Below are 14,114 nucleotides of genomic sequence, written 5' to 3'. Positions count from 1 at the left end.
GCCTTACCTCACGAGTCAGGCGCTTTTTTGCGTCCATGCGGCCGCATGGTAACCGCTGCCTAAGAAGCCTACTTTTTAACGGCTTCCGCAGCAGCCGGGGTCACCACGGCGGCCGTGGTTGGCTTTTTGGCGCAGCAGCTGGCCCCGGGCTTCTCGTCCTTCGAGCACTGCATGGTGGCTTCTTTAACCGCTTTTTTGTTCTTTTTGCCGGGTTTGCCGTCATGGGCCGCGGCGCTGCTGATGGTGGCAAACAGGGTCAGGGCAAGCAGGAGATTTTTCATGAGATGGAAAGGTAAAGGAGTGAGTAGGCGAAGGAAAGGCATCTAGCAGCAGCCGCAGGCCCCTGTGCCCTGCTCCTGAATGGGCGGGCAAGGCACCGTGCCGTAGGAGCAGAACACGCAGCAGTCGCCGGCCAGGGGCTTGAGCACGGTGTGGCAGCTGGTGCATTCGTAAAACCACTGGCAGGCGTCGGTGGGCATCTGCTCAGCTTGGGCATGCTGGCAAACCGGACAGGTAAGCACCGACGTCAGCGTGACCAAGGGGGTAGGGGCAGAAGGCGTGAGGGAAATCATAGCCGGGAGCATTTAGCGGGAAGGATTCAGCACCGAATAGCCGGTGCCGTTGATGGCCTTTTCAATCTGGGCCACGGGCGTCACGGCGGCATTATAGCGCACCTGGGCCGTGCCCTGGTCATAGGACACGCGCACGCTCTGCACGCCCGGCAGCTGCTGCACGTCGTGCTCCACGTGGCGGGCGCAGGCCTCGCAGGTCATTCCCCCGATGCGGTAGGAGCTCGTTTGCCACACCGGCGCCGTATTGGTGGCTGTCACCGGTTTGAGTGCCGCCGACGGGTAGAACCGCGCACTGTAGTAGGGAAAGGTCAACAGCAGGCCGGCCAGCACCGTCACGCTGGCCAGAAAGCCGCGTGACTGCATCAAGGAAGGTTTAGCCGGCACGGGGCAGCCACAGTCATCGTCTGCCACGGGCGCGGGCTTGAGTTGTTGGTACCAAGCAAAACTGAGCACGCCCACCGTCAGGGCCACCAGGTAAGGACGCAGGGGCTCCAGCCACGAGAAAGTGGAGGCGACGCCGCCCAGCCCACCAATGATGGCCAGAAGCGGGGTGATGCAGCACAGCGAGGCGGCCAGCGCCGCCAGCACGCCCGTGCTGGCCAGGGACTTGGAGGAAGTGAAAGCGGGCTGGTTCATACGGCAGCGGCAGTCAAGGCGGGTGAAACGGATGATAGCAGCGACTGCACCAATGGCTGATGCGCGGGGGTCAGCGAGTAAAACACGGTCTGGCCCACTTTGCGGGCCTGAATCACCCCGCCGTCCTTGAGCTTGCGCAGGTGCTGGGAGATGGCCGACACATTCATCTGCAGCACATCGGCCAGGTCGCACACGCACAGCTGCTGGTCGAGTAGCAGAAACAGCATCTTCAACCGCACCTCGTTGCCGGCCAGCGCGAGCACGGCCGCCATGGCTTCGATGCCCGGCGCAGCTGCAGCCAGACGCTGCTTGCTGTGTTCAATGTGGGCAGCGTCAGCAAAGACGCGGATGCAGGAAACAGCCATAACTTTGAGTTTATACAAAGTTATTGTTTTCTTATTTAAGCAAACGCTTAAATAATTAGCGTAAGACAAAGACGAGGTATAGCGAGTAGTTCACCGTCCGTTATTGAATAGCTGCTTCAGCGTGCAAGGAAGACTCAAGACTACTTCCACAACCGGCCGCATTGAAAAGCCGGACTACCCTTACGGGTCAGAATTCTTCCTTGGTTTATCCAACAAGGGACCGGTTCCCAACTACTTTACTTGCCGGTGCGCACTGGCAATTGCGGCAGTACGGTCCTCGCTCATGCCGGCCGTGGCGGCAAACTCTGGCCACCGTGCCACCTGTTGCAGCACGTCGTCTATCAGCTCGTCGGCCCCGCGGATGTTCATCTCCCGGGCCACGGCCCGCAGGTCGGCGCGGGTGAAGCCGTCCCGCTTGCCGTTCAGGGCCATCTGGTGCTGGCTGGTCCAGCGGTTACCGGGCTGGTAGGCGTAGGCCACGTCGTAGGCCGGGGCGAGCTGCCACTGCCCGGCGGCGTCCATCAAAAACGAGATGTTCTTGGTGTGGTCGTCTTGGTTGCGGGCCACCACGTTGAACACCATCCGCCGGTAGAATTGCTCGGCCGCCGTGTAGGGCAGGCGCAGGTCGCGCATGACCTGAAAGGCCTGCTCGTAGGAGTAGGCGGCGGGCTGGTTGTAGTCGTAGTGGGCCAGCGCGCACAAGGTCTGCGCGTGGAGTTTTTCGCCCGCGGCCGTGCGGTCGAAGCGCCGGGTCATGAAGTGGGCCCGCGGCCCTTCCTCGTAGAGGCGGCACTCGCTCATCTGCAGGCCGCTGGCGGTGGCCATGAGGTAGTAGGCGTACTCCAGCCGCCCGAAATCCTGGGGGTCGGCCAGGGCCTGGTCGCGCACGCCATCCAGCTTGAGCAGCCAGTAGCCAAAGCCGGGCGGGGCCTTTACCTGGCCCGAGCGTACCTCGCCGCTGTTTTCGTTGAAGGCAATGATGGCCTTGGGCCGGGCGCCACCGGCCGAGGTGCCTACGGCCAGCAGGGCCGCCAGGCTGTCGGCGGCCTCGTCGCGCAGGTTGACGTGGAAGGCCTCGCGCTGGCCCACGACCTGCTGCGCCAGCTCGACCAGGTCGGCCACTTCCACGGGCTCAGCTCCCGCCCCGGCCACGTTGCCCACCTGGGGCTCGAATTCCAGGGCGCCCATGCCGCGGTTGGCGATGTAGCACAGGCGCTCCACCGGCGAGAAGTCTGCGGCGGCGCGGCCCTGCGTGGCCAGCCAGGCGTCGATGAGCTGGTTGCCGAACCGGTCCGGCAGCGCATCGGCCAGCAGCCCGGGCAGGCCGTGGTAGGTGTCGGGGTTGAGGCGGGGAAAGGAATACACCTGGCCGGCGCGGGCCGTCAGCGGCATCTGCAGCGGCGCCACATTCAGACCGGACTTCACAAAGCCGGGGTCATAGGCAAACGTGGCCAGCGACCGGGCCGCATCCCAGCGCACGGCGCCGACCAACTGGCCCCACAAGCGAACAAAAGCGAGGTCTACCATTCAGCGGGTGGGGGCGGCGTGGATGAAGCCGGCGAGGCGTTGCGGCGCTGCTTTTTGGCGAGGCGGGCCAGCGCCAGGGGGTTGATTTCCGCTTTGGTCACCAGCGTATCCAGCAAGTCTAACTGCTCCAGCGTGCGTAGCAGCTGCACAAAGGTGAGCAGCGAGGTAGGACGGCCATGCTCAATTTGGCTCAGGGTGGCCCGGTCGATGCCCGCGGCCTCGGCCACCGCTTGTTGGGACTGGTTGCGATTGAGCCGAATCTGGCGCAGGCTGCTGCCCAGTTCGCGCAGGATGGCCAAGTCGGAAAGAGAGTACCAATTCATGTTGTACAGACGCAACAAACAGGGCCAAATATACCATGTTTGTTGCGTTTGTACAACATATAAGAATCGTCTGCGGCACGGAATTATCCGTAGTTTATTTACCGGCCCTTCCCAATTGCTTAGTACCGCGGCCACTACAAAATCACATAGGTTCCTTGGCTGCCACTGGTTTTATACCTGGCGTGTTTGGCTTCGGCCCTACGGAAACGGAGAACTAGGCCCCGGTTCGCTACAGGAGGCGGGCATTAACGGCGAATAGCTTTGCCAAGGCCGGTGTTACATTCCGGATGAGGGCGTGGGCAGGATTTCCTGCTACCGGGTCGTGGACGCAAGGACACTGATTGTCAAGCGGAACCTTTGCCGCCAGCAAGGCCCCCGTGTGCGTGCTACGGGTGGCAATGGCTTGTTCCAATGTAGTCAGGGCCATGATATCGACAGATAGGCCGCCTTCTCCGCTGCGCATCTTGAAAGCGGCGCTGGTAGGCCGGCGGACACCGTCCGGCATTACTTTAAAAAACTGGGGCTGTAAGATGATTCTTCGGAGTAATTCATCCTCGGAGGTTATCTGATGCACACTCATGTATTGCTTGCTGGGCGCGGAGGATCAATAAAATGCCGCAAGGCAGCAAAGAGGCTAGTGTAAGTGCCAATGAGAGCGCCTTGCGCCGTGAAAAGCAGGTAGTCCTCGGTTCCATCGGGGTGTACCTCGATTTCCATCGAGGCATTGTCTCGGTCCAGTTCCACCTGTATGCCACCATCGCGCATAGGAAATACATGCACGCTTACGGCCGGCGCGTAGACCAACTGCAGCGAGAGGGAATTTAAGAGCTGGCGGGCACGGGCCAGGGCGCGCTCCTCGGTGGGCAAGGCCCCGTACGAATCCCAATTAGGCGACAGGTTGCGGAACGTCTCCAGCTGCGCCAAGAGCTTCGGGATAACCAGGCCCAAGCCGGTTACTGGGCTTCGCTTGGTCTTGATGGCCAGTAACTCAAGGGTCTCGAACAGGGAGAATTTGTTGCTAATACCCCGCGCATTTTTTCGGCTGGCCTGCTCGTTGCGAACAAATTCGTCCGCGTCCATCGACCACATGTCAATGCCTTTCACCGACCGGCGGTCAGAGCGGGCAATTGACTTGCGAATCGTCATTACTTGTGGTTCCATGGCGCTTCTTATACTACTACTGCACGAAATTCGTACGAGGCTAATTTCAATATCATCGTTAGGACGAGAAAGACGTTTTCTACGCCGTACTCGTCGTCGTCCATCAAGCCATGGGCCACGCGGTTACGCAAGTTATAGCCGGCTTTCTCACTGAGGAAAAACTTGATAAAGAACCGATCCTCTTCTTCAAGCTTCCCTTTCAAGTCGGCCAGCAATTCGTCCAACAGCTTTTCCATGGTCACCTCCGAGCCCTCGCGCATCTTAAAAGTCGGCATATTCAACCGTACGCAGATGTAGCGCAGCAGGTACTCGACTTTCAACGTCAGTGAATCCGTGCTGGCAATGAAGTCGGGTTCATAGTCAGGGTCCTGCCGCCACGCTTCCAGTTCTTGGAAGAGCAGGCGAATGCCCGACATGATCAGGCGCAAAGGGGAAGTCTGGGTTTGCTGCCCGCTCGATTCCACCATACGGGGCTCACCCAGCCAACTGCGCTGCAAGAACGCTTCAATGGCGGTATCCGTCAGCTTTCCAGCTTTAAACGCTTCCAGCATCAGTTTAACCAACGTCTGGGTAGAGAGCTGGGCCAGCAGGCTGTAGGTATTCAAAAACTGAAACTGCTCCTTCTCTTCTTCCGTGTAAAACGTCTGAACCGTGTTGCCGTGCTTGTCTTCTAAGCTCTTGGGCAGCATGTCCATGAAAGAGTCACGCTGGGCCTGGGCGGCCTCACTCACCTTATCCAAACTATGGAACATGGGCGTCAGGCACAATTCCGTCAGAATGCCCTCGGCATCCTTGGTACGCACAACTTCATCGATGTACTCCATTAACGCCCGGGTGGCCTCGTCCGGCATTTGGGTGCGGGTCTGCGTCAAGGCAAAGCGCGTCCGCAGGCGCTGATATTCCTGCTCCAGGCGCTGGCTATTAGGCTGGTCTTTCACTTGCCGGTAGATGCGCAGGGCTCGTTCCGTAAAGGTGACGGCTGTCATGTTGTGCTGTGCCTCCGCTTCCTGGGCCAGCGCTTCCAGCTGCTGCGCCTGAAACGTCAACCACCGCTCCCGTTCGCGGCGGGCTTTGACGGCCAGTTCCGCCGCCTCGGCCGCCAGCTCAATGGCGCCATGCCGGTAAGTTTGCGCCAGTTGATGCACCCCATGCCAATCTTGTTCGAGCAAGGCATCGGCCTGCGCCGGACTGTTCAGCGAGCGGTAATACTCGGTAAACAACCGGGTGATGGAGGCCAAGACCAGCAAGGTAGAACGGCTTTCTAACGGCCAGGAAGTGTGCAGGTCCACCAAGTAGTCGACGATTGCGCGCAGCAGCTCTGCAACGCCCGCGTCGTTTTTTCGCGTGTTGGCCAGTTGAAAGGCTTTCCGCAACACCTCAATCGCATGCAGGGCATAATGGGCCCGCTCCCCGGCCACGCGGTGTTTGTCGATATAACTGCTTCCTAATCGAAAGAGCGTAGCCGCCAAGTCCCGAACTTCCTCATTAGTGCGGAGTTGCTTGCGCAAATACAGAAACAAACCGTATTCGCTCTTCAGATAAAGGTTGGGGGAAGCCCGATACCGCTGCTGCACATACGCATACTCGGCCGCGCCATACCCGCTTGTATCCGGCCAGCCGAACTCGTGCTCCACGCCCTGCTCGTCTTTTCGGGTACCACTGATCTGATAGCCTACCCCTTTATCAAGTTGTTTACTGGCGGCTACTACTTCCTGTTCTATTCGGGCTAACCGGGCGTTTTCGAGGTCCCCAGCCCCCGTAAGCTGCACAGCCATTTCGCCCAGTCGCGAGGTAATCGCGTGATGGTCCTTGACATCTTCGCTGGCAGTATCGAGGTAATTCAGGTAATTCTGAAGGTCTTGCATGTAGTGGCTTTACCGGTGCTTCCTAAACAAGGCGGCGGGAAGATTGGCTCCCATTACAGGACGTTGCGCGCAATCTTGCGCATGGCCGACGGCGTGTCGCCAAACTTGCACAGAGCCTCACAGTGCTGGCTGAGTTCGGAGAACAGAATGTAGTGGATGGTTGCGCCAGCGGCCCGAATGGCCGGGCGCGAGAGTTGGGCCTGCACTTCCTTCTCGCGGGCGTCAGGCACTACTAAGTAGAGGGCCGTTTCGTGCTCGGGCATGGAAAACGCCAAGTCCGTCAGGCGTAAAATGCCCGAGTAGATGCTGGTACTCTTCTCCACCTCGAAAGCAGCCACCACCCGGTTGGTGCCCGGTGCGAACCACACCACATCAATGAGGCGAATAGTGGTGGCCACGTCGGCCGGTACCGGCAGCTCAGGGTGCTGATCGAGGCAGAGAAATGACAGCTTCTGGCCGTGACACAAGCGGTTGCGGTCGTTGATGGCCGTGGTCACGTCGCAGCCCAGGGCCTTGCCGATGCGCAGCAGGTGGTGCTGCATCTGGGTGTGCTGGTTTTGCTCCTGAGCCTCGGTCTGCACCTCCTGGTGGCGCTTGCGGGCTTGCTGCTGGTACTTATCGCGGTCCTCGTCGCTGGCAAACTGCTGGTCGCCGGCAATCATCTTCTTCACGCCCACGTCGAAGAGCAAGCCCGCCAGCGCCCCGTAGTCCAGGCTCAGGTGCTGACGGTGCTCCTGGTTCAGGTCGCGTAGCCGCTCGCGCATGCGCAGGTACTCCGCCCAGGAGCCCAGCTTGATTTTCTCCCCGAACAGGGCGTTGAAGCCGTTGACGATGGCCGTGTTGCAGGGCGGCATCAAGGTGGGGTGCAAAAAATACAGGATGCTGGCTACGGCCGGGCCCAGCCCCTTGATTTTGCGGCGGTCCAGCAGATCGATTTCGCGTAGTAACTGCTGCTCGGTGGTGGCGGCCAGACAGCTTTCCAGAAATTGGCCGAAGGCGCGCTTGTTGTCCTCGTGCTCGTAGATGTCGGGAATGCGCAGCTTGGGCTTCCAGTAGAAGGGGTGGGCCGCGCCCTGAAACACCTGCTTTTGCTCGCTGATGACGCTGAGCACAAATTCAAGCGACGTGCCCTTGAAATCGTTGCCGAAGCTACCGGCCTTAATGTCCTTGACCACCTGCTGTACCCCGCGCCGGATGGAGCGAAAAGCCTTTAACCGTTCCTCGTTGTTGATAAACCAGGTATTGTAAACGGATTCGGAATCGGCTTTGTACGATTGAATAAGGGGCGGTAGGGCAGCAGACATAAAAAGGAAGTAGAACCAATACAGTAGCTAAGTTGCACAGAAGTCCGGGCCCAATCATCATACTTCCGGCGCGGGTCCCGGCATTTCGCGAAATGGCGGCTACATCTGGTGTCCGGGCATGTCCATCCCGGGCATTGCATCCATTGGCATACCCGGCCGCATCGACAGGTCCCCGTACTGCGCTGCCAGGTAATATCCCACGGCCAGCAGGAGCAGGGAGAGCAAGGCTACCGCAGCCTTGCGGGATGCCGATATATGCTGACCGCCCATGTTGTGGTGGCCAGTAGCGTGCTGACCGCCCGGCGCTGAAGCATCAGCGGCTACGCGCATGTGCGCGGCGTGGGCTGCGGTGTGAGCTGTGATGGCGGGGTCGGTGGCGCGCTCGGGTGGCGGGCCACCTTTGCCAAGAGCACGCTCGGTGCCCATGCCGTGCTTAAGCTGTTTTTTCACGAGCCACCAGTTAATGGGGTAAGCCGTGAGGGCTCCTACCAGGGTGGCCAGTGACATAATCCCCCAGAAGCGTACGGAGGCAGGCTCCATAGCCGTCATGTCGCGGGTCATCAGGATAACCATAGTTGGAATCATGCCAGCCATGACCGCATTCATGGACACCCATTCGGGGTAAAAAGAGGCCTGTATGGCCTTACTATAGCTCCCCCCCAGCATGTCTTTCATAAACAAGGCCTGGAAAATAAGTAAGCCAAACAAGAAGCCGGCGGCGTACTCCACCCAGATGTCAATGCCCATGGGCAAGCGCAGCCAGCTGGTAATGATGGCTGCCGCAATGATGCCGGTGGCGTCGCCGGCTAAGCAGTGGATAGTGGAGCCGACGGTTTGCTTCCACAGCGGGGCTACAAACTGCTCGTGGGTGCCGGGGGCCGGCTCGCGGCAGGAAAACCAGTAGATGAGCAGGCCCACCGGCCCGGTGTAGAGCGTCACCAGCACCCAGCCCCATTTCATCACCTTCATTTCCGGGGTGCGGGTAAACAGGTCCCAGGCCACGTAGGCTACGGAAAGGGCGGTTAAAGTAAACCAAATCCACAGCAGGTACTGCGGAAACAGTGGTTCCGACATTGGGTGCATCAGGGGAGGGGAGTAAGTAAAACGGAAAGGAAGTAAAAGACCAAAAAGAAGAATCTTCAGCGGAGCGGCTGGCGCAGCCTAGCCTCCATGGCGGCTGTCAGTGGGTCAGCATACGCGCCGTAGGCATTTACCAGCACGCCCCGCAGGTCTAACCCAATTGCCCTGATAGCATACAGAATGGATTGGTCTCCTGGGTCGGAATGCCTCTCAAAGCGAAAAATCACATCGACCTGAAACTGCTCGGGTCCGAGCGGTAAATCGTAAGCCGCGCAGTACAAATGATCAGGCTGCAAACTGAAGTCTTCGGTATAGCCGCGGCTGCGCAACTGCTGCAAGGCTAAAGAAAGCGTTTCGGAGAGCTTCATAAAAGCCAGTGTGGAGCGTAAAGAACCAGGCCGCTTACTGTGGCCAGCGGATACCCAGCTGCCAGCATTCGGCATAATCCAGCGCCATATGCAATAAAAAGCCCACGGCCCACACGCGCGTCAGGGGCGAAAAGAGCAAGAGCACGTAAATGCCCATGGCCCAGTAAGTATGCAGGGGGTGAAAGTTGATGCGGCACCGCGTGGGGTCGAACATGGGCGTGGCCAGCACATGGTCTATATCCAATAGCAGGCCGGCCGCCAGAACCAGCCAAACTCGGTGCCAACGCGGCCGGTAAAAAACCAGCGCTACTATTGCGGGCACCAGCACATGCAGTACAATGTGTAGCAACGCAGGGGAAAAGGAGGGGGAGGGAGAAAATAAAAGAGCGACCCCACCGGGGCCACTCTTTTTCATCGGTGCCGGAGAGCAGCCATCTAGTATTTTTTATTGGCCAGCAGCCAGTCCTGCAGCATCTTGATTTCCATTTTCTGGTCCGTGATAATTTGCTGGGCCAGGGCCTTGGTCGTGTTCTCGCGGCCGTACTTGAGCAGCGCATCGGAATTCTCCACGGCGGCCTGATGGTGGTCAATCATGAGCTGTGCAAAATCAAAGTCTGGGTCGCCGGTTAACGGGCGAAGGTCCACTGCCTTCATCATTTGCATCATATTCATCATCTGCAAAGCATTGAACTCTGGCACGGCCGGGGCATGCGCCGGGTGGCCCGTCAGAAAGGCATTGAACTGGGCGATTTCCGCCTGCTGCTTGTCGATGATGGTCTGGGCCATCTGCTTCATAGTGGCGTCCTTGCCACTTTTCAACTCCTCCTGACTGTTTTTAATAGCCACCTGATGGTGCATAATCATCATGCTGGCATAGTCGTTATCGGGGTCTTGCGTTTTGGGCATTGCTTCCATCATGGCCATGCTCTCATGCATATTACGCATGTAAACGCTCTCATCATGCTTGATGAGTTCAAGACCATCAGAATCATCTTTATTGCACGCAGTCAGCGTGCCAAAGGCTAAGATAGAAGCAAGCAGGGGAAGTCGAAGAGAACGGAGCATGGTAAGAGGGATTTAGGTACACAGGTAACGAAAGTGTCACCCCTGACTAAACGGTGGAATACCGCCTCCGTTTGCTCACAATTGAACCTAAAACGTTGTAAAGTTTCCAGTCTGAACCTTTAAACAAGGTTGGAAAGGCTCACGCGCCCGGCGCTGCCCGGCCCTAAGCGCTGGTAGTCCGAAGGCGACATGCCCGTTACCTGCCGGAACTGATTGGTCAGGTGGGCGGCGCTGCTATAGCCGAGCAGTTTGGCCACGCTGGCTACGTTTTCATCTTGGTAGCTGAGCAACTCCTTGGCGCGCTCCACCTTTTGGCGAATGATGTACTTCTCCAGCGTCAGGCCCTCGCGCACCGAGAACTGGTGTGACAAGTAGGCGTAGGACCGCCCTATCCGCTGGCTGATGAAGTGAGAATAGGTGTGAAACGGCTGCAGCTCAACCGGGGTGTAGTGAATCAGCTCTACCACCAGAGCCTTCACTTGCTCTACCAGCTGATCGCGGGGATCCTCCACCAGGGCAAAGCCATAGGCCTGCAGGGCTTCCTGCACCACGTGCTCCTGTATTGGACTGCCATCAGCCATGCGCACATTAGCCGCCCCCAGGGCTACGCCTTCCACCACCAGCCCGGCCTTCTCCAGCTCGCGCTGCACCACCCGCAGGCAGCGGGGGCACACCATGTTGCGGATGGAGAGGCGCACTGCCCCGGCCGCGGGGGGCGGTAGGGTGGAAGTGGCGGACTGTGTCACGATTTTCATTTTACGACCAGGCTTCCCCGCAGCATGTGCATGCCGCAGGTGAAAGCAAAGGTACCGGCTTGCTGGGGCAAAAACTCAATAGCCGTAGTTTTAAACGGGGCCAGGTCGCGCCGGATGTTAAAGTCGGGCAGCAGCAGCTCCTCAGAGCAGCTGTTTTCCTCATCGCGGTAAAAGTTGAGCTGCACGGGCTTGCCGCGTTCCACCTCAATGACGTCAGGCGAGTAGCCGCCCTTCACCATGATGTCGACCTGCTGGATGCCCGCCGACGAGGAAACGGCCGCGGCCACCCGGTGCGGGGCCAGAAAGAAAAACCAGCCGACAAAGACTAGCAGGCCTACGCCTGCCAGGGTTACGATTAGCTGAGTTGTATCCATAGGGGGACGTACATAAAAGGAAAGAAAAGGCCGCCTTATGCGGTCCGCTTATAAGCGCGCAGGCGCAGTGAGTTAGTAAGGACGGATACCGAGCTCAGGGCCATGGCCCCGGCGGCCAGCATGGGCGAGAGCAGCCAGCCGGTGAGCGGGAAGAGCAGGCCGGCAGCAATAGGAATGCCCAGCGTGTTGTAGATGAAGGCAAAGAACAGGTTCTGCTTAATTGTGCGCATGGTCTGGCGCGAGAGGTCAATGGCCGTGACCACGCCCTGCAAATCCGAGCGCATGAGCGTGATACCAGCCGCTTCCATGGCCACGTCAGTGCCGCCACCCATGGCCAGGCCGATGTCGGCCTGGGCCAGCGCGGGCGCGTCGTTGATACCGTCACCAACCATGGCTACCACGCGGCCTTCGGCTTGCAGCTCCTTCACCTTACCGGCCTTATCGGCGGGCAGCACCTCGGCAAAGTAGCGCTTGATGCCTACCTGTTCGGCTACCTTGGCGGCGGTTTGCGGGTTGTCGCCGGTCATCATCACCACCTCAATGCCTTGTTGCTGCAAATGGCGAATCGCGGCCACCGACGTGTCGCGTACGGTATCGGCTACCCCAATCAGGGCTACCACCTGCCCGCCCATCGCGGCGTACAGTACGGTCTTGGCCTGGTCCAGCAGCTGCGCGGCAGCCTGCTCGGCCGCGGCCGTCATCGGCACCTGGTGCTCGTCGAGCAGGCGGCGGTTGCCCAGCAAAATGGCCTGCCCGTCCACCGTGGCACTGGCCCCACGGCCTTCCAAGGCCTGAAACGCGGTGGCCGTCAGCGCCGCGGCGCCCTGGGCATCGGCGTAGCGCACCACAGCTTCGGCCAATGGATGCTCCGACTGGCGCTCCACAGCGGCCAGCAGGGGCAGCAGGCGGTCAGTAGCTTCGCCGTTGACGGGCAAGAAGTCCGTCACGCTGGGCTCCCCGCGGGTGATAGTGCCGGTTTTGTCGAGCAGCACGGTGGTCACCTTCTCCGCTTTCTCCAGGGCCTCGGCATTGCGAATCAGCACGCCGTGCTCGGCCCCCTTACCGGTGCCCACCATAATGGCTGTGGGCGTGGCCAGGCCCAGGGCGCAGGGACAGGCGATGATGAGCACGGCCACAAAGTTGACCAGCGCCAGCGGCAGGCGCGTGGCCTCGGGGGCGAAATCAAACCAGAGCACGAAGGTGACGATGGCAATCATGACCACGACCGGCACGAACACGGCACTGACCTTGTCGGCCAGCTGCTGAATGGGGGCGCGGCTGCCCTGCGCTTCCTCCACCAGCTTCACAATCTGCGCCAGCATGGTTTCGGCGCCCACTTTGCTGACGCGAAAGCGAAAGGAGCCGGTCTTGTTGAGGGTGGCCCCGAACACGTTGTCGCCCTGCTTCTTTTCCACCGGCAGGCTCTCGCCGGTGAGCATGCTCTCATCGACGGCCGAGTGGCCGCTGAGCAGCACGCCGTCGGTAGCTACTTTCTCCCCAGGGCGCACCACCACTTCGTCGCCGGGCACGACCTGCTCGATGGGCACGTCTACTTCCTGCCCGCCCCGCACTACGCGGGCGGTTTTGGCCTGCAGCCCCATCAGGGCCTTGATGGCGGCCGAGGTCTTGGACTTGGCCCGGCTTTCGAGCACCTTGCCCAGTAGAATCAAGGCAATGATGGTGGCCGTGGTGTCGTAGTACACCTCGGGCATGATGCCGCGCTGCATAAACCAGTGGGGAATCACCGTAGCGGCCAGGCTGTAGAGAAAGGCCGCCCCGGTGCCCACGGCGATGAGCGTGTCCATGCTGGCGGTGCGGTGCCGGAAGCCGTTCCAGGCCGAGACGTAAAACTCGCGGCCGCTGTAGAGCAGCACGGGCAATGTCAGGGCCAGCAGCACGTAGTTGAGTACCGGCGTCGGGATCAGGTTCATCATCCGGGGCCAGAGCATGAGCATGCTCAGCGGCATGATGACCACGGCCAGCCCCACCGCTACCTGGAAGCGGCGTTTGAGCTTCTGGTAAGCCTCGGCCTTGCGCTGGTCCAGCTCCTGGTCGGAAGCCAGCACGTTGGGCGAAGCCGGCGCGACCGGCTCGTGCACACCGTAGCCGGCCTGCTCCACGGCCGCCTTCAGGCCGGCGCGGTCAATCTGGCCCGGCAGGTACTCGATGGTGGCCTTTTCGCTGGCCAGGTTTACGGTGGCGCGCTGCACGCCGGGCGTGCGGCTGAGCGCCTTCTCCACAAAGTTGGAGCAGGACGCGCAGGTCATGCCCTCGATGCTAAGCATGGCGGTCTCGGTGCCGCCAGCGGGCGCCGCCGGCTGGGCGGGTGCCGCCGGGGTGGGGTGATGATCGGGTATGGTTTCCACGAGTAGTAGCGTTGGTGGGGAGCGGTAAGTTGCTCGTTGTGGTCAACACGAAGTAAACTGGCTTCGGTACCCAATAGATGTGCAGAATTGAGCTTTGCGCTTACAACATTTGCATACCCCGTCGTCCAGTGTGCTGGCACGTACACAATTCAGTCGCTGAGCTTATAAGATTTCCAGCATAGCCCGGGTGTACTCCCAGCGGGTCAAAACCAGAACGGGGCCTGGGAAGGCCCGCAGACGCTGAAAAGGCCATTTCTGGGGCGGTAGGGGAGGAAAGGGGCTTAGCCGCCGAGCTAGGGAGGCCAGAGTAGCAGTAGAATACTATGTAAACCTTTCCCATAATTTTGCAGTTG

The 14,114-nt window shown here is 59.9% G+C and carries 17 protein-coding genes; all 17 read right to left on the bottom strand.

What is annotated here, in order from left to right; translation table 11 throughout:
• Positions 1–68 precede the first annotated feature (68 nt).
• On the bottom strand, positions 69–281 hold the full coding sequence (locus tag EU557_RS23950; protein WP_044019220.1) for a hypothetical protein: 213 nt from the start codon (positions 279–281) through the stop codon (positions 69–71).
• A gap of 42 nt (positions 282–323) precedes the next feature.
• Positions 324–572: a GDCCVxC domain-containing (seleno)protein gene (locus tag EU557_RS23945; protein ID WP_052381937.1), complete on the bottom strand. Its 249-nt coding sequence runs from the start codon at positions 570–572 to the stop codon at positions 324–326.
• A gap of 12 nt (positions 573–584) precedes the next feature.
• Positions 585–1,208 (bottom strand): mercuric transport protein MerTP, encoded by a 624-nt coding sequence (gene merTP / locus EU557_RS23940; RefSeq protein ID WP_052381917.1) that lies wholly within the window; start codon positions 1,206–1,208, stop codon positions 585–587.
• Positions 1,205–1,573: an ArsR/SmtB family transcription factor gene (locus EU557_RS23935; protein WP_135532987.1), complete on the bottom strand. Its 369-nt coding sequence runs from the start codon at positions 1,571–1,573 to the stop codon at positions 1,205–1,207. The genes merTP and EU557_RS23935 overlap by 4 nt, the downstream gene beginning before the upstream one ends.
• A gap of 231 nt (positions 1,574–1,804) precedes the next feature.
• Positions 1,805–3,100, bottom strand: coding sequence for a type II toxin-antitoxin system HipA family toxin (locus EU557_RS23930; protein WP_135532986.1), 1,296 nt, complete (start codon positions 3,098–3,100; stop codon positions 1,805–1,807).
• Positions 3,094–3,423: a helix-turn-helix transcriptional regulator gene (locus tag EU557_RS23925; RefSeq protein WP_071884651.1), complete on the bottom strand. Its 330-nt coding sequence runs from the start codon at positions 3,421–3,423 to the stop codon at positions 3,094–3,096. The genes EU557_RS23930 and EU557_RS23925 overlap by 7 nt, the downstream gene beginning before the upstream one ends.
• A 229-nt stretch (positions 3,424–3,652) precedes the next feature.
• Positions 3,653–3,928: a hypothetical protein gene (locus EU557_RS23920; RefSeq protein ID WP_135532985.1), complete on the bottom strand. Its 276-nt coding sequence runs from the start codon at positions 3,926–3,928 to the stop codon at positions 3,653–3,655.
• A gap of 71 nt (positions 3,929–3,999) precedes the next feature.
• Complete coding sequence (locus EU557_RS23915) at positions 4,000–4,584, bottom strand: hypothetical protein (protein ID WP_135532984.1); 585 nt, start codon at positions 4,582–4,584, stop codon at positions 4,000–4,002.
• An 8-nt stretch (positions 4,585–4,592) separates the two neighbouring features.
• Positions 4,593–6,449, bottom strand: coding sequence for a DUF4209 domain-containing protein (locus tag EU557_RS23910; RefSeq protein WP_135532983.1), 1,857 nt, complete (start codon positions 6,447–6,449; stop codon positions 4,593–4,595).
• 53 nt (positions 6,450–6,502) lie between these two features.
• Entirely contained in the window at positions 6,503–7,753 is a 1,251-nt protein-coding gene (locus EU557_RS23905; RefSeq protein ID WP_044019232.1) for a hypothetical protein, read from the bottom strand.
• 99 nt (positions 7,754–7,852) lie between these two features.
• Positions 7,853–8,827 carry a DUF4396 domain-containing protein gene (locus EU557_RS23900; protein WP_245326374.1) on the bottom strand — a complete coding sequence of 325 codons (975 nt, stop codon included), beginning with the start codon at positions 8,825–8,827 and terminating at the stop codon, positions 7,853–7,855.
• A 65-nt stretch (positions 8,828–8,892) separates the two neighbouring features.
• The gene (locus EU557_RS23895) at positions 8,893–9,201 is read right to left on the bottom strand and encodes a phosphoribosylpyrophosphate synthetase (protein ID WP_135532982.1); all 309 of its coding nucleotides are present in this window, start codon (positions 9,199–9,201) and stop codon (positions 8,893–8,895) included.
• A 34-nt stretch (positions 9,202–9,235) separates the two neighbouring features.
• Positions 9,236–9,550 carry a DUF6122 family protein gene (locus EU557_RS23890; RefSeq protein WP_135532980.1) on the bottom strand — a complete coding sequence of 105 codons (315 nt, stop codon included), beginning with the start codon at positions 9,548–9,550 and terminating at the stop codon, positions 9,236–9,238.
• An 86-nt stretch (positions 9,551–9,636) separates the two neighbouring features.
• Entirely contained in the window at positions 9,637–10,266 is a 630-nt protein-coding gene (locus EU557_RS23885; protein WP_135437014.1) for a DUF305 domain-containing protein, read from the bottom strand.
• 119 nt (positions 10,267–10,385) lie between these two features.
• Positions 10,386–11,021, bottom strand: coding sequence for a helix-turn-helix domain-containing protein (locus EU557_RS23880; protein ID WP_135532979.1), 636 nt, complete (start codon positions 11,019–11,021; stop codon positions 10,386–10,388).
• Positions 11,018–11,395, bottom strand: coding sequence for a cupredoxin domain-containing protein (locus EU557_RS23875; RefSeq protein WP_135532977.1), 378 nt, complete (start codon positions 11,393–11,395; stop codon positions 11,018–11,020). The genes EU557_RS23880 and EU557_RS23875 overlap by 4 nt, the downstream gene beginning before the upstream one ends.
• A 35-nt stretch (positions 11,396–11,430) precedes the next feature.
• Entirely contained in the window at positions 11,431–13,761 is a 2,331-nt protein-coding gene (locus EU557_RS23870) for a heavy metal translocating P-type ATPase (protein ID WP_342588278.1), read from the bottom strand.
• Between the last annotated feature and the right edge of the window lie 353 nt (positions 13,762–14,114).

This window comes from Hymenobacter wooponensis (genome assembly GCF_004745865.1).
In the GTDB taxonomy this organism is placed as follows: Bacteria; Bacteroidota; Bacteroidia; order Cytophagales; family Hymenobacteraceae; genus Hymenobacter; species Hymenobacter wooponensis.
Note: the sequence above shows the minus strand (reverse complement) of the source record. Positions and strands in the feature narration are given on the sequence as shown.